The sequence below is a fragment of the Methylobacterium sp. FW306-05-D genome (assembly GCF_058782155.1).
In genome coordinates this window covers 1-25,310 of sequence record NZ_JBYSXL010000004.1, presented here as the reverse complement: position 1 = coordinate 25,310, position 25,310 = coordinate 1, and the positions used below count along the sequence as shown (strand labels likewise).

Here is a 25,310-nt window from a genome sequence, read left to right as displayed (position 1 = left end):
GGACGCGTCCGCGGCTTACTCGGCGGGCACGCGCTCCGGCACCGGGGCCGCACGCTCCTTGGATAGGGGCAGCACCGCCTCGTTGCGCTGGAGGACCTCCAGGGCGGCGTCGGCCTCGCGCTGGCGGCTCCACATGGAGGCGTAGACGCCGTCCCGCTCGAGCAGGGTGGTGTGGTCGCCGCGCTCGACGATGACGCCCTTGTCGAGGACGATGATCTCGTCGGCATTCACCACCGTCGAGAGGCGGTGGGCGATGACCAGGGTGGTGCGACCCTGGCTCACCGTGTCCAGGGCATCCTGGATCTCGCGCTCGGTGAAGGAATCCAGGGCCGAGGTCGCCTCGTCGAGGACGAGGATCGGCGGCCCCTTCAGGATGGTGCGCGCGATGGCGACGCGCTGCTTCTCGCCGCCCGAGAGCTTGAGCCCGCGCTCGCCCACGGGCGTGTCGTAGCCCTCCGGCAGGGCGGAGATGAAGCGGTCGATCTGCGCCAGGGACGCGGCGGCGCGCACCTCCGCCGGGGTGGCGTCCCAACGGCCGTAGCGGATGTTGTAGCCGATGGTGTCGTTGAACAGCACCGTATCCTGCGGCACCATGCCGATGGCGGCGCGCAAGGACGCCTGCCGGATCTGCGCAATGTCCTGGCCGTCGATGAGGATGCGGCCACCCTGCGGCTCGTAGAACCGGAACAGCAGGCGCGACAGGGTCGACTTGCCCGCCCCCGAGGGACCGACGATGGCCACCGTCCGGCCCGGCGGCACCTCGAAGCTGACGCCCCGGAGGATGGGCCGGGCCGGATCGTAGGCGAAGCGCACGTCCTCGAACCGCACCACGCCGTCCGAGACGGCGAGCGGCAACGCGTCCGGCCGGTCGGCGATCTCCGGATTGCGGTGCAGGATCTGGAACATGTCGTCGATGTCGATCAGCGCCTGTTTGATCTCGCGGTAGATCATGCCCATGAAGTTCAGCGGCATCGAGAGCTGCACCAGCATGGTGTTGACCAGCACGAAGCCGCCGAGCGTGGTGCGCCCGGCCATGATGTCCCGCGCGGCCAACCACATCACGACGGTCATGCCGACGGTGAAGATCACCGCCTGTCCGGCGTTGAGGACGGCGAGCGACACGTAGGTCTGCGTCGAGGCCTTTTCGTATTTCGCCATCGAGACGTCGTAGCGCTCGGCCTCGCGGAGTTCCGCGCCGAAATACTTCACGGTCTCGAAGTTGAGCAGCGAGTCCACCGCCTTGGTGTTGGCGTCGGTGTCGGAGGTGTTCATCCGCCGACGGATCTCGATGCGCCACTGCGTCGCCTTCCAGGTGAAGGCGAGGTAGGCCGCCACCATCACGAAGACGACCACCGAGTAGATCCAGTCGAACTCGTAGGCGAGCACGCCGATCACGAGCAGGAACTCGACGATGGTGGGCACCAGGGTCAGCACCATCAGGCGCGAGAGCTCCTCAATGCCGCCGCGCCCGCGCTCCAGCACGCGGGTCAGGCCGCCGGTCTTGCGCTCCAGGTGGAAGCGTAAGGAGAGCCGGTGCATGTGCTCGAAGGTCTGGAGCGCGAGGCGACGCACCGCGTGCATCGCCACCTTGGCGAACAATCCGTCGCGCACCTGCGTCAGCCCCGCCATCAGGATGCGGGACAGGCCGTAGAGGCCGATCAGCAGCATCGGCGCGGCGAGCAGCCCGGTGGGGATGGCGGCCCCCGGCTTCGCGTCCGTCATCGCCACCAGGGCGTCGGTGGCCCACTTGAAGGTGAAGGGCGTCACCATGGTGACGAACTTGGCGACGATCAGCAGGCCGAAGGCGAGGAAGACGCGCCGCTGCAGGTCGGGCCGGCCATAGGGCCAGAGATAGGGCCAGAGGCGGCGATAGGTGGCCACCAGGCCGGGCCGCGCGGGCGGCGCGGCCGTGACCGGTGCCGCCGGGGCGGGGTCGGTTTTCATTCGGGTCCAGGGCTCGGGATTAAAACGCGTCGGGTCCGCATATAGGCGCGCCGGCCCGTCGGCGACAGCCACCCGTGCGGGCGGGGCGGGTGCGCGTGGACCGCAAGGAGCCCCCGCGCCTCAGGCCGCCCCGGCCAGCCGGCGGGCCACCGCGTCCCGGCCGATCAGCGGCAGCAGGCCGGCGAGGTCCGGCCCGTGATCGAGGCCCGTGAGGGCAAGGCGCAGCGGCATGAACAGGGCCTTGCCCTTGGCCCCCGTGGTCGCCTTCACGGCGTTCGTCCAGGCCTTCCAGGTCTCGGCGTCCCAGGGCTCGGCCGGCAGGAGGGCGGCGGCGGCCCCGATGAAGGCCGGATCGGCGATGACCGGGGTCACGGGCCCGGCGACCACGCACCACCAGTCGCCGGCCTCCGAGACCTTGGCGAGGTTGGGCCGCACCGCCGCCCAGAAGGCTTCGGCGCGCTCGGACGCGATCCCTTGCGCCGCGAGGCGGTCGGCGACCTCCGCGTAGGGCATGGCGTGGACGAGGCGGGCGTTGAGCCCGTCGAGTTCGTGCGGGTCGAACTTCGCCGGCGCCCGCGAGATCTGCGCCAGGTCCACCAGGCCGGCGAGTTCGTCGAGGCTTGCCACGGCCCGGACGGCTTCCGCCGAGCCGGTTAGGACCGCGAGGGAGCGCACCGCGCCCGGCTCGTAGCCGGCCTCGCGCAGCCCCCGGAGCGAGAGGTGGCCGAGGCGCTTCGAGAGCCCCTCCCCGTCCACGGTGGTCAGGAGGTTGTGATGCCCGAAGACTGGGATCGCGCTGCCGAGCGCCTCGAAGATCTGCACCTGGACGCCGGTGTTGGTGACGTGGTCCTCGCCCCGGATGACGTGGGTGATACCCATCTCGGCGTCGTCGACCACGGAGGGCAGGGTGTAGAGGTAGCTGCCATCGGCGCGGATCAGGACGGGATCGGAGAGCGAGGCGCAATCCACATGGGCCTCGCCCCGCACGAGGTCGTTCCAGGCCACGGTGCGGGCGTCGAGCTTGAAGCGCCAGTGGGGGTTACGCCCCTCCGCCTCCAGGGCGGCGCGGTCGGCCTGCGTGAGGTTCAGGGCGCCGCGGTCGTAGATCGGCGGCTGGCCGCGCCCGAGCTGGCGCCGGCGCCGCCGCTCCAGTTCCTCCTGCGTCTCGTAGCAGGGGTAGAGCCGGCCCAGGGCCTTGAGCCGCTCGGCGGCCGCGTCGTGGATCGCCACCCGGTCGGATTGCCGGGCGAACAGGTCGGGCACGATCCCGAGCCAGGCCAGATCCTCGGACACCGCGTCCGCGAAGGCTTGCGTCGAGCGCTCCCGGTCGGTGTCGTCGAGCCGCAGCAGGAAGCGCCCGCCCCGTGCCCGCGCGAAGAGCGCGTTCAGCAGGGCGGGCCGGGCATTGCCGATATGCAGATAGCCGGTGGGGGACGGCGCGAAGCGCACGAGGGGTGCGCCGGCTTCGGGCGGAGTGGTCTGGATCATGGGCGCCCTCTAGACCATTTCGCCGGCCCTGAGGACTCCGGTGACGCGGACAGGCGTCAGCCGCGGGTGCCCCAGCGGACGCCCATGCGGCTCGGGGCGTTGGAATCCGGCCCGAGCGCCGGCCCGCTGCCGCTGCGCGGCACGAAGGGCTTCGGGGCCAGGGTCTCGGGGATGGCGCTCTCATGCTCCTGGATCTTGGCGAACTGGCCCGCCTTGCGGAAGCGCCAGAGATAGCCCGGCACCACCGCCTCCATGGCGATGGGCTGCAGGCCGATGCCCTCCAGGGTGCGTCCCTCCGCCTTGGCGGCCTCGGAGACGACGTTGTCGTTCTGGAGCAGGATGACCTGGTCGCGGGTCAGCTTGAGGCTGTCCGGCAGGAGCCCGAGGGTCAGGGTGTCGACCACCTCGAGGGCACGGGCCTGGAGCAGGGCCGCGGGCTGGGGCAGGCCCAGGACCATGCGCTTGCGCATCGTCACCTTGAGCATGTAGCGCACCAGCGCCTCAAGGGTCTCCACCTCGGGGCCGCCGAGCTCGTAGACCTTGCCGGCGGGCACGTGGCCCTCCACCGCGCGGGCCACCGCCTCGGCCACGTCCGCGACGTAGACGGGCTGGAAGCGCGACTCGGCGCCGGCCAGCGGCAGCACCGGCAGGGCGCGGGCCAGGGCGGCGAAGCGGTTGAAGAAGCTGTCGCCGGGGCCGAACACCAGGGAGGGCCGCAGGATCACGTGAGCGCCGCCGGCCTCTGCGACCCGGGCCTCGCCCAGGGCCTTGGTGCGGGAGTATTGCGAGGGGGAGGTCGCGTCGGCGCCGATGGCCGAGACGTGGACCAGGGGCGCGCCGACGGCCGCCGCCGCCCGGGCGATCTCGCCCGCGCCCTCGGCCTGGAGCTGCGAGAAGCTCTGCTTGCCGGTCTCCTGCAGGATGCCCACGAGGTTGACGACGATGTCGGCCCCCTGGACCGCCCGGGCGATCGACTCGGGGTAGCGCAGGTTGGCCTGCACGGCGACGATCTGGCCGACCTTGCCGAGGGGCTGCAGGAAGAGAGCGAGGTCGGGCCGGCGCACGGCCACCCGGATCCGGTAGCCGCGCTTGGCCAGCGCCCGCACCACGTGGCGCCCGAGGAACCCCGATCCGCCGAACACGGTGACGAGCTGCGAGGCGGGGCGGGTCAGGGGAAGGGTCTCGAAGCCGGTCATCGCGCGTCACGTCTCGAAAAGCGGCCCCCGCGCCCGTCCGATCCCTGCAGGGCATCGATCGGCGCCGGTCCTTGAGCCTGGTGCAGCGTATCTAGACCACTTCCAGCCAGGACGGGAGGCCGCGCGGTGAAATTCGGGCCCGGCTGTCCCGAGGGGCCGGGGGGCCTCAGCGCAGGCGCGGCTGGGCCTGCGGGCCGGCGACCGGGGTGCGCCGGCTCAGGCTCTTGTGGACATGCACCATCAGGGCGATGCCGAAGAGCGGAGTGACGAGATTGAGCACCGGCACCACCATGAGGCCGGCGAGGAGCACGCCGGCGAGGAGCGTGGTGCCGCCGTAATGGCGCCGCATGGCGCCGGCCTCGGCCATGGGCCGGAAGCGCCCGGCGGCGAGCTCGAAATACTCCCGCGACAGCAGGTAGGCGTTGGCGCCGAAGAACGCGACGAGATTGACCCCCGGCACGAAGAACAGGATCAGCGCCACGAGATTCACCAGCAGGGCGAGGCCGGCGAAGCGCACGGCGTAGAACATCGCGGTGCCGAGGGGCAGGGCGAGGCCGGGCGGGTCGCCGGGAAAGTCCGTGCGCTCGACGATCTCGGCGGCGGCGTCGAGGAAGTAGCCCGCCACCAGGATCGACACCGCCGGCATCACGTAGGCGAGCCCCACGAACAGGCCGGCCCCGGCGAAGAACACCGCCAGCGTGTCGAGGAAGGGATAATCCACCGAGAGATGGTGCTGGGACAGGAACCAGTTGATCGCCCGCGTGAGCCCGAACCAGACGACGAGGAGGATGCCCACCGTGAGCCCGAGGGACTTCCACAGGATCGCGCGCAAGGGGGCTGAGAACACCTGCCGGATGGCGGCGAAGGCGGCCTGGATGAGCATACCTGGGGATCCCGTGGTCTCGTGTCGGTCCGGTCGTGAAGGGCCCGGCCTGCGTCGCCCCCGCGCGCACCGTATCCCGAGGTTCTGGCCACTGGTTCTGGCTATGGCCGTCCCCCGGCGCAAGGGCGGGCCGGCGAAACGGCGATTCGCCGCCGCGATCCTCGACGCCGGAGGTTTCTCCCGTGTGACTGAACCGGTGCGACCGGATTGCGACCGGAGGCGCGGTGTCGCCGGCCGGCGCGCTCTGATAGGCCCGTCGCCACCCTTCAGTCAGGAACGAGACCGTCATCCATGAGGACGTCCCGCCCCGAGCACGAACGCTGGCGCCCGAGCATCGCGCCGCGCCTGGCGCCGCTGCCCGACGATCCGGAGGTCGTCGTCGTGGGAGCCGGCGCCGCCGGCATCGCGGCGGCCCGGGGCCTCGCGGCACGGGGGATCCGGGTGGCGGTGCTGGAGGCGCGCGACCGGGTCGGCGGGCGCCTCGTCACCGTATCCCTGCGGGGCCACGCCGTCGATCTCGGCGGGCATTGGCTGCATGCGGGGCCGATCAACCCGCTGGTGCGGCTGGGCACCGAGCGGGGCGAGCCCCTTCGGGTGGCGGCGCAGCACAGCCACCTCTGGGTCGGGCGCCGGCGCGGCCGCCCGTCCGAGGCGGCGGCCCTGGGCCGCGCCTTCGCGGTGGCCGACCGGGCGATGAGCACCCAGGCGGGCTGGGCGGCGCCGGACCGGCCGGCCGCCACCGCCCTGCCGCCGGGCCTCGGCCCCTGGGGACGACGGGTGGAGCGGGTTCACGGCCTCGTCTCCGGCCAATCCCTGGGCCGGGTCTCGCTCCAGGATTTCCCCAGCATGGAGTACGGCGACAACCGCTTCATCGCCGGCGGCTACGGCGGCTATCTCGCCCGCCTCGCCCAGGGCCTGCCGATTTCCCTCGGGACGCCGGTCACCGGCATCGACTGGACGGGGCCGGGCGTGCGGGTGCGCGCGGGGTCCCGGAGCTTCGCGGCCCGGGCCGTCATCGTCACGGTTCCCACGATGGTGCTGCGGGCCACGCCGCTCTTCACCCCCGCCCTCCCCCCGGAAATCGCGGACGCGATCACGGGGTTTGCCACCGGGATCTACGAGCACGCGGTGCTGCACTGGCCGTCCTGCCCGTTCCGCGGGGCGGACCGGCTCGCCAGCCTCGTCGGCGGGCGCGAAGCGAGCCCCGGCCTCCTCACCCGGATCGACGGAACCCCGTTCCACTTCTTCGAGCTCGACGCGCCCATGGCCGCCGCGCTGGATGCCCGCCGGGTCGGGGCGGACGGGGTCCGTCGTCTGGTCCGGGCGACGCTCGCCGCACATTTCGGGCCCCGGGCCCTGCACGACCTGACCATCCCGGCGGTGAGCGCCTGGCGCCACGACCCCTGGGCGCTCGGGTCCTGGGCGGTGGTGCCGCCCGGCCATGCCGGCGCCCGGGCGCGGCTGCAGGCTCCCGTGGCGGACCGGGTGTGGTTCGCCGGCGAGGCCCTGTCGCGCCTGCAATGGGGCACGGCGGGAGGCGCCTACGAGGAGGGCACGCGGGCGGCGGCGGCCGTGGCCGACCATCTGCGGGATTGATCCGCGGAGCTACGTCGCGGGATTGGGCCGCCCGCGCGGGACCGCATGGCGGAAGGTCACCGGCCGGAGGGGGAAGACCTCTCCGAAGCGCGTCGGCAGGGACGCGATGAGATGTGCGATCTCGTCGGCCGGCCGAGCGGGGCTGAAGAGGAAGCCCTGGATGTCGTCGCAGCGGCCGGCCTTGAGCATCTGCGCCTGCCGCACCGTCTCCACGCCCTCGGCCGTGACGGTAATCGAGAGCTTGTGGGCCAGGGCGAGGATCGCCTCGACGATCGCCAGGCACTCGGGGCGGCTGTCCATGTCCTTGATGAAGGAGCGGTCGATCTTGATCTTGTCCACGGGGAACCGGACCAGGTAGCTGAGCGACGAGTAGCCGGTGCCGAAATCGTCGAGCGCCACGCGGATGCCCAGCGCACGCAGTTCCTTGAGATTGGCGATCGTCGTCGCGTTCATCTCGAAGAACACCGACTCGGTGACCTCGATCTCCAGGCGCTCCGGCGCCAGTCCGCTGGTCTCCAGCGCCCGCGTCACGTCCGCGACGAGGTCGGTGTTCCGGAACTGGATGGGCGAGAGGTTGACCGCGAGCCGGATCTCGTCGGGCCAGCGCACGGCCTCCCGGCAGGCCTGCATCAGGACCCAGCGGCCGATTTCGGTGATCAGGCCCGAGGCCTCGGCGACGGGTACGAAAACGGCCGGGGAAACCCGCTCGCCGGAACTGCGGGTCCAGCGCAGCAGGGCCTCGAAGCTGCGCACCCGGCCGTCCTTCAGCCCCACCAGGGGCTGATAGTGCAGGCTGAACTCGCCCAGCGCGGCCGCCCGCTTGAGGTCGATCTCGAGTTCGCGCCGCAGGCGCATCGTGGCCTCGAGGTCGGGCGAGAAGATCCGGACCTTGCCGCGGCCGCTGGCCTTGGCGCGGTAGAGGGCGAGGTCGGCCTTGCTGAGGAGGCCTTCCGGACTGTGCGCGTCGCGGGGCGCCATCGCGAGGCCGACGCTGGCGCCGATCTCCACCTGCACCCCGTCGAGGGTGTAGGGCATGCTCAGCGCCTCGATGAGGCGTCGGCTCAGGGCGACCAGGGCCTCCTCGTCGCCCTCGGCCAGGAGGACGGCGAACTCGTCGCCGCCGAGGCGCGAAACCAGCGCCTCGGGCGGGACCACGCCGGTCAGGCGCTGCGCCACCCGGACCAGCAGGATGTCGCCGAGGGCGTGGCCGAAGGTGTCGTTGACGAACTTGAAGCCGTCGAGGTCGAGGTAGAGCAGCGCGCAGGGCTCGCCCCCGGCCTCCGCCCGGGCGCAGAACTCGGTCGCCTTGTCCTGGAACCGGGTACGGTTGGCCAGGCCCGTGAGCGAATCGTAGGTCGCCAGATAGGCGATCCGCGCCTCGGACTGACGGGCGTCGGTGATGTCCGAGCCGACGCCGCGGAAGCCCTGGAAGGTCCCGCCGCCGTCGGTGATCGGCCGGCCGCTGAGTCGCCACCAGCGCGCCAGGCCGCCGATGGTGACTTCGACCACGCGCTCGCGGAAGACCTGGCGCTCGGCCACGAGAGCGAGGATCTCGGCGATCTCGGGGGTCATCGGCCGGACTTCGCGGCGGCCGAGGAAGAGGGCCTCGAACGGCGCCCGGTGCAGGGCGGCCGGGGGCTCCCCCGCCACCTGGCCGATGCGCTCGGACACGTGCTGCAGCCGCCCCTCGGCGTCGGTCTCCCAGAGCCAGTCGCTGGTGCTCGCCTCGAAGTCGTGGAGCAGCAGGCTGATCGTTTCGTCCTGCTCGCTGATCCGAGCACAGTCGATGCTCCGCGACTTCGGGAGGCGCCCCATCCTCCGGGCCGTCCAGCCGACGAACACGGCGCAGACGGCGAGCAGCATCGACAGCCACACCGTCAGCCACCCGGCGGCAGGCTCGCCGGCGAGGAACAGGCTCGTCAGGCTGCCCAGGACGATCGGCGCGCAATAGGCGAGACCGAGAGGCGCGAGGGAGCCCACGGTGCGGTTCGTGGCGAGAGCGAGGTCGCGGGCCCGCGCCTCTGCGTCGTCGCGCGCCGTCGGGCGGCTCTCGCGGCACAGCTGAGCCGGCTCCGGGCCGGCGGGGGCCGAGGCGCGTGCCCCATCGCCCATCCGATGCCCCCACGCCGCCTCGGGCGCCCGCGATCCGCTCGCGCAAGCGGGTCGCGACCCGGCAGCGGGGGTGGGGGCGGCTCCGGCGAGGAGCGGGTCAGGCAGGCGGCGCATTGCGTGCACGAACGTCAGAGATTCGCCGATCGCGGCGGCCGGCCGGATCGGGGCGGGGGTTCGGGCCGGGACGGAACCGGATGGGCGCCGGTGAAGGCGGGATGCCCGCATCGTCTACGGCCTGCATCGTCAAGTCTCCGAACCGACGGCGAGACTGCAGACTAGCCCTTATCATTTGATAGAGACTTAATTCCCCCCGGCCGCGAACCGGTCTCGATTGCATCCTCGGACGCCGAACGGCGAGATGCCGCTCGCCGTCGCCGAGCGCGCAGGCCGGAATTCGGCGAGACCCGTCCCGCCTCGCACCGGAACGCTCCCGTCGAACGCCGGCACTCGGGTCACAGCACCACGTGGGGTCCGAGTCCCTCGGTCGGCAGAGGCTGGAGAAACGTGGCCCCGATGCCGTTCTCGAAGCAGCGGGCGACCGTGGCGGGCGTTCGCCCGATGGTGATCCGCATGCCCGTTTCCAGGGGGATGTCGATCCGCAGGGCAGCGCCGGAGGCCGAGACGTTGATGAGCCGGCCCGGGATGCGGGTGCCGCAGGCCATGGTGACCAGGATGTCGGGGTGGTCCGGCACGAAGCGGGGGTGGACGCGCTGGGGGAATTCGCCGCTGTTCTGCTCCGTCGCGAGGTCGAGCAGGCGGCGCACGATGACGGAGAGCGGCGCCTCGGCGCGGGTCACGCGGGTGACGAACTGCTCCTTGCCGCCCTCGATGACCAGCGCCTCGAGGGAGCCCGCGTGCCGGATGCTGCAGGACAGGATCTCACCGCGGGCCGGCACGACGGAGGAGCGGAAGCGAAGGCCGGCCACGGACAGGTCGGCGGTGACGGCATAGAAATCCGCGCGGTACCGGTTCCAGCAGAGGGCAGGCAGGATGAGTCTCGTCGGCGTCGCTGTGAGGGGCTCGCTCATGATCATCCTGCGGCTACGGAGCCATAAGGGCGCCCGGTCGCGGAGATTCCTTTATCCGGTTGCGGAGAATTTGATTCAATCGGGATCACGGGACGGCGAAGTCTGGGCGCGATCCCGAATTCCGCTGTGGTCAGCCTGCGCGGCTCGTGCCGGTCCCAGGCCTGCCGCCCGCAGCCTTCAGGGGTTGCAGCCGGTGCTCGACGGCAGGGTGTCGAGGCGGGTCAGGTCGCCGACCACGGCGAATTCGCCGTAGTTGAGCCGCAGCGCGCCGCTGACGCCGTTCTCGTAGAGATCGAAGCTCAGAACGTAGATCGGCGTACGCTCGCCCTGCCCGGGAATGTAGTAGCTCAGGGTCACGGGCCAGCGCGGCACGCTGGCCATCGGGCCGTTCCGCAGCGGCTTGTCGCGCTCGGCCGCCTTGTCGGAAGCCGCCGGGGCCGGAACCTGCCGGCCGATCACCGCCAAGGTGTCGTAGACCTTGCGCCCGTCGTCCGAGCCGTCGAAGACCTTGACCGAGATGGTGTTCTGGCCGTCGCGGGCCGCCTGGATCAGGCGCCGCATGTGCACCGTGGGGAACAGGACCTCGCCCGAATCCTGGAACTGGTCACGCTGGGGTTCCTTCAGCTTGACCTTCAGCAGGTCGGAATTCGACTCGGCGGTGCCGTCCACCGCCTGGCCGGGGGTGCCGTTGAGAACCGTGCTGGTCTTGAAGCGGTAGCTGCGCCCGTCCCCGCTCTCGAAGGTGGTGTTGCGCAGGTCCGAGGTGCGGCTGCCGGTCTCGCCGCTCTCCAGAACCGTCACCTGCCGGGTCTGCATCGTGTAGCCCTTGCAGGCATCCCCGGTGAAATCGATCACGATGCGTCCGCGCGCACTCTCCACCGCCCGGGTGCCGCTGCTCTCGGCCAGGGAGAGGTCGTAGACGGCCCGGTGATTGGCGAGGGTGATGGGCGCCGCGGCGGCGGCCGCCGTTACGGACAGGACGAAGCCGGCGGCGATGCCGGGGAAGGCGACCCGCGCCATCGCGGCGGCTGCACGCATGCTGGGACGACGCATGGATTCTCCTGACAGGGCGGGGCCGGAGGATGCCGAACCCCGTGACGCCCCCAGATAGGGCATCCGGCGGGCCCGAGCGAGGTTCGATCGGCGCCGTCCGCATTCGCCGCGCCGGGGGGACGCCCTAGATAGGTCCGCAGAAGAAGAACCGGAAGACGGGAGGATACGACGATGGACGCCGATACCCTGCGCTCGCTCCAGGCCCCGATCAAGGACCGCTACCGCAACGCCCCGGATTCGGCCGTGGTGACCCTGTGCGCCCGGGGCCGCCTCGACGACAGCGCGATCGCCTGCAAGGTCGAGACCGGGCGCGCCCTCGCGGTGGCGGGCCTGCACCCGGCCACCGGCGGCTCCGGCGCCGAGCTCTGTTCGGGCGACATGCTGCTGGAAGCCCTGGTGGCCTGCGCCGGCGTCACCCTCAAGGCGGTGGCCACGGCGATCGGTGTCGAGCTCCGCTCCGGCACGGTGAGCGCCGAGGGCGACCTCGACTTCCGCGGCACCCTCGGGGTCGACAAGGAGGCCCCCGTCGGCTTCCGGGCGATCCGCCTGGCCTTCGCCCTCGATACCGACGCCCCCCAGGACAAGCTCGACCAGCTCCTCAAGCTGACCGAGCGCTACTGCGTCGTGTTCCAGACCCTGAACCACAAGCCGGAGCTGGCCGTCACCCTCGCGCAGGGCTGACCGGCGGCGCCGGGTTTCGCGCCGGGGCGAATGATCCCGGCGCCGTGCTGGCGCGTTCCCCTCGACATGATGATTTTTCAATGGACGGTCGGCGTCCTCCTCGGCGCCGTGCTCCTGGCCGGGCTGGCCCGCCGGGTGGGCGCTCCGTATCCGGTCTTCCTGGCGCTCGGCGGGATCGGCCTCGCCTTCATCCCGGCCGTGCCCAACCTCGTGCTCGACCCGGAGCTGGCGCTGGCCCTGTTCCTCGCGCCCGTCCTGCTCGATGCCGGCTACGACACCTCGGTGCGGGACCTGCGCACCCACTGGCGCCCGATCGCCGGCCTCGCCTTCGGGGCGGTGGTGGCGACCACGGCCGCCGTGGCCGTGATGGTCAAGTGGCTCGTGCCCGACATGCCCTGGGCGGCCTGCATCGTGCTCGGCGCCGTGGTGGCGCCTCCCGACGCCGTGGCGGCGCTCTCGGTGCTGCGCCACGTCTCGCTGCCCCACCGCCTCACCACGATCCTGCGCGGCGAGAGCCTCCTCAACGATGCGGGCTCGCTGCTGATCTATCGCCTCGGCGTCACGGCGGCGGTCTCCGGCACGTTCTCGGTGAGCCAGATCGGTCCGGCCTTCCTCGTGGGCATCCTCGGCAGCCTGGTCGCCGGGCCGGTCCTCGCCCTCCTCTACAGCGCCGCCACGCGCCCGGTCGCCGACGCGCCGAGCGTCATCGTGCTGCAGTTCGTGGCCGCCTTCGGCATCTGGATCGGAGCGGAACACGTGCACCTGTCCGGGGTGCTGACCGTGGTCTCCTTCGCCATCATGGTGGCGCGCATCGCTCCGGGCCACACCCCGCCGCGCACCCGCATCGTTTCCTACGCGGTCTGGGACACGGCGGTGTTCGTGCTCAACGTGCTCGCCTTCGTGCTGATCGGCCTTCAGATCGGTCCGATCCTCGAGCGCCTGACCCGGGAGCAGCGGATCTCCTACGCGCTGGTCGGCGCGGCGGTGTTCCTCACCGTGGTGGTGGTGCGCTTCCTCTGGGTCCTGCCCACCGCCTACCTCGCCCGCCTCGGCGCGGACGGGACCGAGACCCGCGACCGTGGCCTCTCCGCCGGCATCGCGGTCTCCTGGGCGGGCATGCGCGGCATCGTCACCATCGCCACGGCCCTGGCGCTGCCCGACGGCGATCCCGGCTTCCCCTATCGCGACCTCATCGTGCTCACCGCCTTCTGCGTCATCATCGGCACGCTGACGGTGCAGGGGCTGACTCTGCGCCTCCTCCTCGGCCGGCTCGGGCTGGAGGACGACGATCCCGTCGGCCGCGAGGTCGGGCACGGCCGGACCGAGGCCTACCGGGCCGCCCTCGAGAGCTTGGAGACTGCCGACGACGCGCCCTCCGAGGCCCTGCGCGAGGAGTTCCGCGTCGCCCTGGAGCAGGCGGAGGCCCGCGACACGGGCTTCGCCTCCGAGGCGCTGCCCGCCGACGCCGCCCGGCGCCGCGCCATCGAGGCGGCGCGCGACCGGGTGCTGGCGCTGCGCCGCTCCGGCGACATCGGCGACGACGCCTATTACGTGCTGGAGGAGGAGTTCGACTGGGCCGAGATGAACGCGACGCCCCGGGCCGAAACCTGAGCTGCGGGCGCCCGACGACCTCAGGTGACGGGCGCCACCCGCAGGGAGAAGTGCGCGCCCTGCACGTCGGGGGCGACCGCGAGGGGGCCGCCGAGCTGGCGGGCGAGGCTGTTGATGATGCGCATGCCGAGGCTCGCGCTGCGCGCCGCCGTGGGATCGAACCCCTCGGGAAGCCCGGCGCCGTCATCCTCCACCCCGAGGATCAGGCCGCCCGCCTCGTCGGGCCGGGCCTCGACCCGGATCTCGCCCTCGCCGTCCGCGTAGGCGTACTTGATCGCGTTGGTGACGAGCTCGTTCACGAAGAGCCCCAGGGGGATCGCGAGGTCGGCGGGGATGTTCACCCGCGCCGCGCGGCAGACGAGGCGGTGGCGCGGTGCGCTTTCCTGCAGCTTGGCGCAGAGGGCCTCGAGGAAGCCCGCGACGTCGATCGCCTCCAGGCTCGGCTGGCGCCAGAGCTGGTCGTGGACCTGGGCCACCGCCTCGACCCGGGTGCGGGCATCGGCGAGCGCGCTCTTCACGTCGGCGTTGTCGGAGCCCCGGGCCTGTAGGCCGAGGAAGCCCGCCACCACCGCGAGGCTGTTCTTGACCCGGTGGCTCATCTCCCGGGACAGGAGTTCCTGGCGCTCCAGGGCCGCCTTCAGCCGCGCCTCGGCCCGCTGGCGCTCGATCGCGCCGCCGACGAGGTTGGCGAAGCCCTGCATGAAGGCGATGTCGGCCTCCTCGAACTGGCCCTCGCGGGTGTCGTCCACCTCCAGCACGCCGTAATTGCCGTCGCGGTTGGCGATCAGCACGTTGATCGCCCGGCGGATGCCGTGGTCGGCCATCAGCTTCGGCGTGCGGAAGCGGGTCTCGTTCTCGAGGTGGTTCGAGATCACGGGCCGGCCGGTCTTCAGGGCGAAGCCCGCCGGCGATGCGAGGTCGGCACCGATGATGGTGGTGCCCACCGCGTCCGCAGCCCAGCCCACCCCGGCGCAGACGAGGAGGCAGTCCTGGTGCGGCTTGTATTCCAATGCCTTGCAGAACTGCGCCTCCATGCCCTCGGCGCAGAGTTCGGTGGCGCGCTGGAGCAGGGGCAGCAGCTCGGTGGCCCGCAGGGCCTCGACCCCGAAATCGGAGAGGATCGCCTGCTGCCGCAGGCGGATCGCCAGGGCCTTCGGCGCCAGTTCGGTCATCGCTGCGCTACACGTCCGGGTTTCGGTGGGCCGGGCCGCCCGCCCGCGTGACCTCCTTTTGCGACACCCGGAGCGCTGCCCGCAAGGGTATCCGGTCGGCTCTGCGCGAGAGTTGATGGCCCGGACCCGGCTCAGATCTCGATCTCGGTGCCGACCTCGACCAGTTGCCGCGTCGGCACGCAGAAATGCGCCCCGGTGCGCTCGGCGTTGCGCAGGAGAAAGGCGTAGATCTCCTCCCGCCAAGTGGCCATGCCGCGGTGATCGCTCTTCGGGATGATGGTCTCGTGCCCGATGAAGATCGTGAGATCCTCGAGGCATTCGGGCGGCAGCCGCTTGGACTCCACCGCGCAGCGCAGGCCGTCGGGGATCGAGGCGTCCTCCATGAAGCCGTAGCGCAGGATCACGCGGGTGATGTCGGGGGTGATCACGATGACCTCGGCGCGCTGGTCGCGGGCGACCGCCGGCTCCTCCTCGTAGCGGGCGGTGATGATGAGGATGCGCTCGTGCAGGGCGTGGCTGCGGGCGACGAAGCGCGACAGGTGCAGCGGGATCGCGCTGGTGGCCGAGGACAGGAACGCGGCGTTGCCCGGCAGGACGATCGGCGGGTCGCGCCGGAGCTGCGCCAGGAATTCCCCCTCGGGCTGGCGCAGGGAGACTCGCGCCGCCTCGACGAGTTGGTTGCCCTTGCGCCAGGTCAGCATCAGGAACGCCACCAGGGCGGCGAGCATCAGCGGAAACCAGCCGCCCTCGAACAGCTTCACGGTGTTGGCCCCGAGGAACACGAAGTCGATGAGGAGGAAGAACCCGTTCACGGCCAGCACGGCCACCGGGTTGTAGCCCCATTTCAGTGCCACGAGAGCGGCCAGCAGGGTGGTGATCGCCATCAGGGAGGCGACCGCGATGCCGTAGGCGCCGGCGAGCGCGTCCGAGGTGCCGAAGATCAGGACCGCGCTCAGGGTGGCGGCGGCGAGCAGCCAGTTCACCATCGGCACGTAGATCTGCCCGCGCTCGTGCCGGGCGGTGTGGACCACCCGCATCGGCGGCAGGAAGCCGAGCTGGATCGATTGCTGGGTGAGCGAGAACGCACCCGAGATGATCGATTGCGAGGCGATCACGGTGGCGACGGTCGCGAGGCCGATCAGCGGGTAATGCGCCCAGTCGGGGCTCAGGCGGTAGAACGGGTTCTCGATGGCGTCGGGCTCCACCAGCAGGAGGGCGCCCTGCCCGAAATAATGGATCACCAGGGCCGGCAGCACGAGGCCGAACCAGGAGGCGCGGATCGGCCCGGCTCCGAAATGCCCGAGATCGGCATACATCGCCTCGCCGCCGGTGACCGCGAGGAAGGCCGCCCCCAGCATGGCGAAGCTGACGTGCCAGCCCGCATGGGTCAGGAATTCCACGGCTTTCAGCGGATTGAGCGCGGACAGGATCTGCGGCGCGTGCCAGATGCCGCCGAGACCGAGCAGCGCCAGCACGACGAACCAGACCAGCATCACCGGGCCGAAGATGCGCCCGATAAAGGCCACGCCCCGGCTCTGGACCAGGAAGAGCCCGACCAGGATCAGCACCGTGATCGGCACGACGAAGCGCGACAGGGCCGGCGCCTCGACCTTGAGGCCCTCGACCGCCGAGAGCACCGAGATCGCCGGCGTGATCGCCCCGTCGCCGTAGAGGAGGGCGGCCCCGACGAGGCCCACCACGAGGAGCACGCCGGCCCAGGAGCCGGGCTTGGCGTTCCGGGCCCCGAGCAGCGCCAGCATGGCGACGATGCCGCCCTCGCCACGGTTGTCCGCGCGCAGGATCAGAACGGCGTACTTGATCGAGACGATGAGGATCAGCGACCACAGGATCAGCGAGACGGCGCCCGTCACCGCGATCGGCGTCGGCGGAGCCCCGGCGCTCGCGGCGCGCACCGCCTCCTTGAAGGCGTAGAGGGGCGACGTGCCGATATCGCCGTAGACGATGCCGAGCGCCCCCAGCATCACCGCCGGGCGCAGGGCCGGCCGTCCCGTTCGGGATTCGTCGTGGGCCACGGGCACGCTCTCCGGAAACGGCGAAGGTTCGCTCTGCCGCTCGCAGGTAGGGGCGGGTTTCCTTCCGACCAGGGGCCCGCGCGGTCTCCGCCTTGCACCCCGGGCGGGGGCGTCACTCGAGCCGCACCATCACGCTGTCGCTGGCACCGGTGGCGTCCATCACCGAGATCCGCGCGAAGCCCGCGCCCTCCGGGGCCCAGGCCGATTGCCGGCGGGCGCCGGCCGCCACCGGCAGGCCGTCGACCATCCAAGTCAGGGGCGGCACGCCGCCCAGCGCCTTCAGGGCGAGGCTCGCGGACGGCCCGGCCTCCGGCTCGGACAGGCCGAGATCGATGCGGGCGCCGTCCGGCGGGTAGGCGATCTTCAGGGCACCGCCCAGGGCCGCCGACAGGGTCTTGGGGATATCCCGCCGGATGTGGCGCAGGGGTGGCGGCAGGCCGGCCGTGGTGGTCACCAGGGCATCGCGCGGCGTCGGCACCGGGTCGGGCTCCCCGCCGAAGCGCGCGAAGACATCGAACAGGATCGGCGCCGCGACCACCCGGCCGACGAGGCCCGGCACGGCATTGCCGTCCGGCCGGCCGACCCAGACGGCGATCGTGACGCGCCGGTCGAACCCCACCGCCAGGGCGTCCCGGTAGCCGTAGGAGGTGCCGGTCTTGTAGGCGATCCGGCCGGCCAGGGCGTTCTCCGGAGGGGGCGCCCCCCGCAGGATGTCGGCGACGTACCAGGCGGCGACGCTTTCCGTGACGCGCGCCTCCGGGGCCACCTCGTCGGGCGGCCCGTCGCGGCGACGCATCAGGTTCGGCACCAGCCCCTGCCGGGCCAGCCCCGAAAACAGGCGGGCGAGGTCGGTCAGCGTGATGCCGAGGCCGCCGAGCGCCACCGGCAGGCCCGGGGCGGTGTCGCGGGGGAGATCGACCCGGGCGCCGGCCGCCCGCAGGCGCGCGATGAAGCGGGCGGGCCCGACCACCTCCAGCAAATCCACCGCCGGCACGTTCAGGGAGAGCTGGAGGGCGCGCCGCGCCGTCACCGTGCCCTGGTAGCCGAGGTCGAAATTCTCCGGGGCATAGGCGCCCGCAAAGCGCACGGGCCGGTCGTCGAGCTGCGTCTCGGGATGGGCGAGGCCCGTCTCGAAGGCGAGCGCGTAGATGAAGGGCTTGAGGGCGGAGCCCGGCGAACGGATCGCACCCGTCATGTCGATGGCACCCGCACGGCTCGCATCGAGGTAGCCGGGGCTGCCGACCTGGGCTAGGACCCCGCCGGTGCGGTTGTCGATAGCGAGGATCGCCGCCGAGATCCCGGGCCCCAGGGCGGCCGCGCGCTCGGCGGCGAGGGTCTCGAGGCTCGCCTGCAGGCGGCCGTCGAGGGTGAGGCGGATTGCCTGCGCCGCGGGATCGGCGGCATGCGCCGCCTCCGCCGCGTGGGCGGCCAGCATCGGGAAGGGTTTTCGCAGCGTCGGCACAGGCTCGGCGTGGGCGGCCTCCGCCTCGGTGGGCGTGATCACACCCTGCTCGGCCGCGATGGCGAGGACGCGGTCGCGGGCGCGCCGGGCCGCGTGCGGGAAGCGGTCCGGCCGCCGGGCCTCCGGCGCCTGCGGCAGGGCGACGAGGAGCGCGCTCTCGGCGAAGGACAGCCGGGTGGGTTCCCGCCCGAAATACGCGAGGCTGGCGGCGCGCAGCCCCTCCACCGGGCCGCCATAGGGGGCGAGCGCCAGGTAGAGGTCGAGCACCCCGTCCTTGCCGAGGCGCCGCTCCAGCTGCACCGCCCGCACCATCTGGCGGAGCTTGGCGGCCAGCGAGCGCTCGGCGCGCGGCTCGACGAGGCGGGCCACCTGCATCGAGAGGGTCGAGCCCCCCGAGACGATGCGCCCCACCGTGAACCATTGCCATGCGGCCCGGAGCGTCGCGGCCGGGTCGATGCCGGGATGCGAGGCGAAGCGCCGGTCCTCGTAGGCGGTGAGCATGGCCAGGAAGCGCGGATCGACTTGGTGTCCCGTCACCGGCAGGCGCCAGCGCCCGTCGGCGGTGGCGAAGGGGCGCAGCAGCCGCCCGTCCCGGTCGAGCACCACCGTCGATCGGAGTCCGGCCTGGGTCAGGTCGAGGGGCGGCAGGGTGTCGACGAAGCGCCAGAGGGCGAGGGCCGGCAGGAGGAGCAGGAGGAGGCCCGCGATGATCGCGAGACGCCCTCTTCCCTCTGCGGGGGGAGGGTTCAGGCGACCCGTCTCCACGGCCCTACTTCGCGCTCACCGTCATCGACCCGAAGCCCGTGCGTCCGAAGCGCTCCGGCCGGTACATGTCCTCGACGGTGGCGGCCGGATGGACGTAAGTGCCGGGCGAGACCGCCCGCACGGTGTAGGCGACCCGGAAGAAGGCGGATTGCTCGGGGCTGCGCTCGTAGGCGGCCACGAAGCGGTCGTCGCGGAACTCGGTATGGACCGGGGCCACGTCCGATTTGGCGAAGGCGAGCCCGGTGAGCGCGTCGGCATCGAGGAGCTTCGGGTTGTCGATCTCCAAGCCGGCGGGCAGGCGGTCGACGAGGAGGAGGCGCCCGGCGCTGGCCTTGGCCTCGGTCACCGTGAGCACCACCACGAAGCGGTCGTTCTGGCGGACCCCTTGCGCGAGATCGACCGGCGTCCCGTCGAGGCGGTGGTAGCGCCGCTCGATCGTGTAGCCGCGCGCCTCCGCCGGCTCCGGCGCGATCGGGTTGCCGGAGACGCTGACCACGGCCTGCACGGTCTGGCTGCCCGCGTTGGCCAGGGTCACGGGCCTCGCCTCCAGGGCGGCGGCCCGGTAGCTGCGCGCCACGGCGCCGCTCTCGGGGCGGCCGTCGAGGGTGAAGCGCAGGGCGTCGGATTCCGCGCTCAGGCCCTCGGCGGCCAGCACCATCCAGGCCTCCTCCTGGGTGCTGGTCGGCCGGCCGCTGGCGCGCTCGGCCGCGATGAGCGCGCCCAGCGGCTGGATGCTGTCGCGGGCGAGCCCCGTCTCGGCGGCCAGCGCCAGGAGGCCGGCGCCGTCGCGCAGGCGCGAGCCGTAATCCGGCCGGTAGCCCGGGCTCGCGGCCATCTCCCGGAAGCCGGCCATCGCGGCGGTGAAAGCCTTGGCGGCCCGGCGGCGATCCCCCAGCAGGGCCAGGGCGGCGGCGATCTGTCCCCGCGCCAGGGGCGTGGCGAAGGCCGCGAGCTTGGTGTCCGCCAGATAGCGCAGGTCGCCCATCACGGGCCGGCCGTTGCGGGCCAGCACGTAGGCCGCGTAGGCGATGTCCATGCCGCCCCCGCCGACCTCCGTGGTGTTGGCCACCGCGTTGCGCAGGCGGTCGAGGGCGTTGGCGAAGGCGGTCTGGGGCACGGCGAAGCCGCGCTCGCGGGCCCGGGTCAGGAAGTCGGTGACGTAGGCGTTGAGCCAGGTGTCGCTGGCCCCGTCCGTGGACCAGAGACCGAAATCGCCCGCCCCGTTCTGGCGGCCGAGCACGCGCTCGATCGCCTGGCGCACGCGCTCGTCGGCTTGTGTGTCGATCCCGAGCCTGTCGAGGGCCGCGAGGCGGTCGACGTAGAGGAACGGCATCGCCCGGCTCACGGTCTGCTCGGAGCAGCCGTAGGGATAGCGGTCGAGGGACTGGAGGAGGGCCGGCACGTCGATGCCGGCGAGGTTCGAGGCCGAGAGCGAGACCGTGCCGGTGCCGGGCAGGATGTCGGCCAGGAGTTCGTCCGAGAGCGTCAGGCTGGCGCCGGGTTCGAGGGTCTGCACGGAGCGGCGGGCGAGCGCCCCCGTGCCGGGACCGATGGTGAGGGCGAAGCTCTGGCCGACGCCCTCGGGCAGCCCGGGACCCCGCAGGGTCAGGTCGATCCGCGACAGGCCCGGCCCGGCGGCCGTGATGGGGATGACGAGGGCGCCCTTGGCGCCGGCCTCCAGGCGCAGGGTCCTGTGCACGGCCTCGGCGCCGACGAGGACGGAGCCGGCGAGGTCGAGGTCCACCGTGTAGTCGCCGGCCTGCCCCTCGACATTGTCGAGGGCGACGTGGACGCGCGAGCGGTCGCCGACATTGAGGAAGCGCGGCAGGGTGCCGGTGAGCACGACGGGATCGCGGATGATCACGTCGGCTTGGGCCGCGCCCACCTTGGCGCGGCTCCAGGCGGTGACCATCACCCGGCCAGTGCCGTTGAAGGCCGGCAGGGGGAAGCTGACGCTCGCCTTGCCGTCCGGCCCGACCGTGACGGGCCCGGAATAGAGGGCCAGCGGCGCCTGGGTCGGGGGCGAATCGGCCAGTTCCGCCGCCCCGCCGTCGCCGCCGGAGCGGATGGCGCCGAGCGTCCCCTGCATGCCGTCGATGAGGTATCCGTAGAGGTCGCGGATCTCGGGGCCGAGGGCCTTCTGGCCGAAGAAGTAGCCGAAGGGGTTGGGCGCCTCGTAGCGGGTCAGGTTGAGGATGCCGACATCCACCAGCGCCACGCTGACCCGGGCCTCCTCGCCGGATGTCAGGCCGGCGAGCTGGATCGGCAGGGTCAGGGTCTCGCGCGGGCGGACCTTCGCCGGCGCCTGCAGGGCGACGCCGAGGGTGCGGCTGTCCCGGTCGACCCCGAACCAGGCGAGCCCCAGGGCCCGGCCCGGCAGGCGCTTGGCCGCCTGGTCGAGGGGCCGGTAGGCGGTGGCCACGAGGTAGGCGCCCGAACCCCACTCGGCCTTGACGGGAATGTCGACGGTGGTGCCGGCGGCCGGCACGTCGACGGTGAGGAGCGCGTGCAGCTTGTCGCTGACGACGGCCAGCGTCGCCTGGCCCTTGAACTTCGGCTGCAGCCGCGCGCGCAGGGTCTCGCCGGCGGCGTAGGCCGCTTTGTCAAGGCGCAGGTCGAGGAGGTCGGGCACGTCCGCGGTCTCGCCGCCGCTCCAGCCCACCGTGAAGGTCACGCTCGCGGTGGCCGCCGGGCGGCCCGGCACGCTCGCCTCCAGCCGGTAGGTGCCGTAGCTCACCGTGGCGCTGACGCGGCCCGGCGCGTCGGGGGTCAGGTCGAGGCGGCCGTCGGCGACGCGGCGGGTGCTGGTGACCGGCTCGTAAGACCAGCGCCCGTTCTCGCGATACCACTGATAGCTCTTCTCGACGCGCTGCAGCGTCCAGGCGACGTCGCCCTGGGCCAGGCGCCGGCCATCGGGGGCGGCCATCACCACGTCGAAGCCGGCGACGCCGCCTTCCTGGATGTCGCCGCCGAAAGTCTTGCGGATCGCCAGGACTGGCCCTTCGGGCAGGATCGGCAGGGTCAGGCTGCGGCTGAGCGCACGCCCGCCGGGCTCGCCCACCTGCAGGGTGATCTTTGCCTCAAGGGGGCGCGGGGCGGCGAGCGCCTGGACCGGCACCACGAGCCGGGCCCTGCCGGCGGCATCGGTCGTGGCGCGGGCGTCGATCTCCGTCGAGACGGCCTCCACCCGCTCGTCGTCGAGGCCGACGGAGAAGCCCTCCAGCGCCTTGATGCCGTTGCCGGCCGCCTGCTGCACCAGCACGGTGCCGGAGATCTCCAGCCCGGCGCCGGGGGCGCCGTAGAGGTAGCGGGCGGCCACGTCGATGGTGGCGGGTGCGCCTTTCGTCAGTGTCGGCGTCGCGCTCTCCAGCGTCACGTCGAGGCGCTCGGGGACGTAATCCTCCACGAGGAAGCTCGCCTCGCCGATGGCCGGTGCCTTCGGATCGGTGTAGGCCGCCACCCGCCAGGTGCCGTGGGGGGCGCCCGGCATCAGCGGCAGCGCGAGGGCGCGCCCGCCGAGGCCCGCATCCGCCAGCTGGGCACGGCGATACTCGACGCCGTCCGGGCGCTTGACCACCAGGGTGAGCGGGATCTCCGGCACCGCGAGGCCGGTGGCGTCGCGCAGGAGTCCGGTGAGGTTCACGGTCTCGCCGGAGCGGTAGACCCCGCGTTCGGGGAACACGTAGGCCTCGACCGCGCCGGGCTGCGGCCGGCCCTTCACGCCGCGATCGGTAAGGTCGAAGGCCGACTGACCGAGATCGAGGAAACCGTAATCGTCGCCGATCTGCGCCACCACGAGGCCGGGCGCGATGCCTCCCTCCCCGCGCGCGAGGCCAGGCGCGAAGGCGGCGTGACCCTGGCGATCGGTCCTGGCGGTAGCCAGGACCTCGTTGTTGCGGGCCACCAGCCGGATCTCGGCGCCCGGCACGGTTTCGGCCGAGGCCAGGGAGCGGGCGAAGACGTGGACGCCGTCGCGGCCCTTGAAGGCGGTGAGGCCGAGATCCGAGACTACGAACCACTGCGTCGCCTGGGTCTCGTAGCCGCCCTCCTCGTCGGCGGACGCGGTCGCGGCTCCGCTGGCCTGGGCCAGCATGATGTAGATGCCGGGCTCCAGCTTGCCTACCGCCTGGAGCACCGGGAAGGCGGTGACGGCCTCCTGGTTCAGTTCGGCCTTGGCCGTGTCGAGCACGCCTTTCCAGACGCGCTGGCCCTTCTGGTCGGCGATGGTCCGCGCCGTGGCGCCGGTGAGCTGGGACAGGAAGTCCTCGGCCCGCAGGGACGGCAGGAGGCCGCGGTCGCCGACGCGCAGCACCTCCACGTCGATCCGGGCCGCGTTCACCGAGACCAGGGGCACGCCGGCCTGCCCGGTGCGGGGCAGGACGTAGTTGCGCCCCGTGAAGCGGACCTGGGGCGAGCGGTCCCGGACATAGACCTCGTAATCGGCTGCTTTGAGCAGGGTCTCCCCAGCGCTGGAGGGCAGGCCGGAGCGGACCACGAAGGCGTAGCGCTCGCCGTGCTTGAGGCCGTCGACACAGACCTGCTGACCGGTGGCGGTGACGGCGGCGTTGGCCGCGCCCGAGACCGCGATGTAGGGCGTGAAGTCGGTCTTGGCGGCGACGCCCTCGGAGAACTGGAAGCAGATGCGCGGTGCCGCCGCGTCCGAATCGACGGTGTAGTTGAGGATGCGGAAGCCGTGCTCGGCCCGCAGGGCTTCGTAAGTCTCGCGCACCTCCGCATCGTCGGCAAGCGCCAGGCTGGCGCGGTAGGCCCCCAGCGACGGGCGCCACTCCGCCTCGTCCGCGTAGACCTCGCCCAGGACGGCGAGGGCCCCGGCCTCGGCCGCCGCCGTCGCGGCCCGCAGGTAGCCCTGATAGGCCGCGGCCCGAGCGTTGCGGCGCAGGCGCAGGCGGCTCGCATAGTCGCCGGTCTGGTCGTCGTTGCCGACGGTGCTCGCCGCGCGCGCATAGGCGAGCCAGTTCGCCGGCTCGTCGGGCTCCCCCGCCACGGCGAGGCCGAGGGGCTTGAGGGCGTCCGCCGGCTTCTCGGCCTCGACCAGGGCCTCGCCCTCGGCCCGGGCCTTCGCGGCGGCCTTCGCATCGGGCCTCACCGTGCCCGCCTCGCCCTTCAGGGTGGCCTCGAGCCGGACGCCGTCGCTGGCGAGGTCCTCGCGCACGAAGCTCTTCGCGGCGGAGGGCCGGGGCATGGCCTTGGCCGCGGCCCGGGGGGCCTGAACCGGGGCCTGGGCCTGGACCGTGGCGGGAAGCGCCAGCAGGCCGGCGATCGCCAGGGCCTGCAGGCGACCGGCGACGCCGACCGCCGATCGGGGCGAGCGCCCGTGTCCGGTTGATCCCGACATGCTTCCAACCCGTCGTCCGGGCGCCGGTGCGGGGCGCCGGGCGGGACCGTAGCACTTCGCGCATCGGCCGCAACGGCCTGGAATTCGGTGGCGGGCTCTGCCACACCGGATCGGTTCTCGCGGAGGAGACGCGCCTCGGCCATGACGCGACGGGATCGGATCATCCGGGGCGTGACCGGATTGCTGCTCGGGACGATGGTGGGCACGGCTGCCGCCCAGACGCCCCTTGCACCACCACCCTCCGCCCCGCCGCCCGCGCGGGCCAAGCCGGCCGCCCCCGATCCGGCCTTCGAGGCGGCGCGGGCCGCCTTCGAGGCCCTGCCCGAGGCCGAGCGCAAGGGCCTGCAGGACGCCCTGGTCTGGACCGGCGACTACAACAGCGTGGTCAACGGCACCTTCGGGCGGCGCAGCTACGAAGCGCTCCAGGCCTATGCCAAGCGCAGCGGCGGGACGGGACTGCCCGACGCGGCCGGCCGGGCCGCCCTGCTGAAGGAGGGCGCCGCGGCGCGGGCGGCCGCGCGCTTCGCGGTCAAGCCGGACCCGGCCAGCGGCGTGGTGCTCGGCGTGCCCGAGCGCGTGCTGCCGAAGCGCTCGCCGCAGCCCGGCGGCACCCGCTGGCAGAGCGCCGACGGGCGAATCACCCTGGAGACGAAATCCTATCCGGCGGGCGAGACCGGGCTCGAGGCGGTCTTCGCGCGCATCACCGCGCCGAGCCCCGACCGGCGGGTGACCTACAAGCTCCTGCGCCCCGACTTCCTGGTGGTGACCGCCGAGACCGGGACCGGCAAGTCCTATATCCGCTACGCCGCCGGCGAGGCCGGCCTGCGCGGGCTCACCCTCGGCTACGACAAGGCCCTGGCCGGCGAGGTCGACCGCCTCGCCATCGCCATCGCCAACAGCTTCGTGCCCTTCCCCGATTCGGCCCCGGCC

Annotated in this window: 14 protein-coding genes and 1 pseudogene; 4 read left to right on the top strand and 11 right to left on the bottom strand. The window is 72.6% G+C overall.

The window, feature by feature from the left end:
• Positions 1 to 15: 15 nt before the first annotated feature.
• From AC3WLN_RS02875 to AC3WLN_RS02860, 4 genes are all read right to left on the bottom strand, one after another.
• Positions 16 to 1,944 (bottom strand): ABCB family ABC transporter ATP-binding protein/permease, encoded by a 1,929-nt coding sequence (locus AC3WLN_RS02875; protein ID WP_492479410.1) that lies wholly within the window; start codon positions 1,942 to 1,944, stop codon positions 16 to 18.
• 120 nt (positions 1,945 to 2,064) lie between these two features.
• The gene (gene gltX, locus AC3WLN_RS02870) at positions 2,065 to 3,432 is read right to left on the bottom strand and encodes a glutamate--tRNA ligase (protein ID WP_492479409.1); all 1,368 of its coding nucleotides are present in this window, start codon (positions 3,430 to 3,432) and stop codon (positions 2,065 to 2,067) included.
• Between the two features lie 56 nt (positions 3,433 to 3,488).
• Positions 3,489 to 4,628: a complex I NDUFA9 subunit family protein gene (locus tag AC3WLN_RS02865; RefSeq protein WP_492479408.1), complete on the bottom strand. Its 1,140-nt coding sequence runs from the start codon at positions 4,626 to 4,628 to the stop codon at positions 3,489 to 3,491.
• A 166-nt stretch (positions 4,629 to 4,794) separates the two neighbouring features.
• Positions 4,795 to 5,511, bottom strand: a complete 717-nt coding sequence (locus tag AC3WLN_RS02860) for a sulfate transporter family protein (RefSeq protein WP_492479407.1) — start codon at positions 5,509 to 5,511, stop codon at positions 4,795 to 4,797.
• A 291-nt stretch (positions 5,512 to 5,802) separates the two neighbouring features.
• Here AC3WLN_RS02860 and AC3WLN_RS02855 point away from each other — a divergent pair, with 291 nt between their 5' ends.
• Positions 5,803 to 7,107: a flavin monoamine oxidase family protein gene (locus AC3WLN_RS02855; RefSeq protein ID WP_492479406.1), complete on the top strand. Its 1,305-nt coding sequence runs from the start codon at positions 5,803 to 5,805 to the stop codon at positions 7,105 to 7,107.
• A 9-nt stretch (positions 7,108 to 7,116) separates the two neighbouring features.
• Here the strand turns inward: AC3WLN_RS02855 and AC3WLN_RS02850 are convergent, their stop codons facing one another.
• From AC3WLN_RS02850 to AC3WLN_RS02840, 3 genes are all read right to left on the bottom strand, one after another.
• Complete coding sequence (locus tag AC3WLN_RS02850; RefSeq protein WP_492479404.1) at positions 7,117 to 9,219, bottom strand: putative bifunctional diguanylate cyclase/phosphodiesterase; 2,103 nt, start codon at positions 9,217 to 9,219, stop codon at positions 7,117 to 7,119.
• Between the two features lie 452 nt (positions 9,220 to 9,671).
• Positions 9,672 to 10,247 (bottom strand): PilZ domain-containing protein, encoded by a 576-nt coding sequence (locus AC3WLN_RS02845; protein WP_492479403.1) that lies wholly within the window; start codon positions 10,245 to 10,247, stop codon positions 9,672 to 9,674.
• Positions 10,248 to 10,424: 177 nt separating this feature from the next.
• Complete coding sequence (locus AC3WLN_RS02840) at positions 10,425 to 11,300, bottom strand: cell envelope integrity EipB family protein (RefSeq protein ID WP_492479401.1); 876 nt, start codon at positions 11,298 to 11,300, stop codon at positions 10,425 to 10,427.
• 171 nt (positions 11,301 to 11,471) lie between these two features.
• Between AC3WLN_RS02840 and AC3WLN_RS02835 the strand changes: the two genes are divergently transcribed.
• Together AC3WLN_RS02835 and AC3WLN_RS02830 are read left to right on the top strand one after the other, a co-directional pair.
• Entirely contained in the window at positions 11,472 to 11,981 is a 510-nt protein-coding gene (locus tag AC3WLN_RS02835; RefSeq protein ID WP_492479400.1) for an OsmC family protein, read from the top strand.
• Between the two features lie 66 nt (positions 11,982 to 12,047).
• Positions 12,048 to 13,592: a cation:proton antiporter gene (locus tag AC3WLN_RS02830; protein WP_492479397.1), complete on the top strand. Its 1,545-nt coding sequence runs from the start codon at positions 12,048 to 12,050 to the stop codon at positions 13,590 to 13,592.
• A 20-nt stretch (positions 13,593 to 13,612) separates the two neighbouring features.
• On the opposite strand, the gene AC3WLN_RS02825 is transcribed toward AC3WLN_RS02830, so the two are convergent.
• From AC3WLN_RS02825 to AC3WLN_RS02810, 4 genes are all read right to left on the bottom strand, one after another.
• Complete coding sequence (locus AC3WLN_RS02825; protein WP_492479396.1) at positions 13,613 to 14,764, bottom strand: sensor histidine kinase; 1,152 nt, start codon at positions 14,762 to 14,764, stop codon at positions 13,613 to 13,615.
• Positions 14,765 to 14,895: 131 nt separating this feature from the next.
• Complete coding sequence (locus AC3WLN_RS02820) at positions 14,896 to 16,746, bottom strand: potassium transporter Kup (protein WP_492479530.1); 1,851 nt, start codon at positions 16,744 to 16,746, stop codon at positions 14,896 to 14,898.
• A gap of 163 nt (positions 16,747 to 16,909) precedes the next feature.
• Entirely contained in the window at positions 16,910 to 19,009 is a 2,100-nt protein-coding gene (gene pbpC / locus AC3WLN_RS02815) for a penicillin-binding protein 1C (protein ID WP_492479528.1), read from the bottom strand.
• A 19-nt stretch (positions 19,010 to 19,028) separates the two neighbouring features.
• Positions 19,029 to 24,380, bottom strand: coding sequence for an alpha-2-macroglobulin family protein (locus tag AC3WLN_RS02810; RefSeq protein ID WP_492479395.1), 5,352 nt, complete (start codon positions 24,378 to 24,380; stop codon positions 19,029 to 19,031).
• A gap of 141 nt (positions 24,381 to 24,521) precedes the next feature.
• On the opposite strand from AC3WLN_RS02810, the pseudogene AC3WLN_RS02805 reads away from it, so the two are divergent.
• Positions 24,522 to 25,310 (top strand): annotated as a pseudogene (locus AC3WLN_RS02805) (serine protease); the annotation flags it as partial.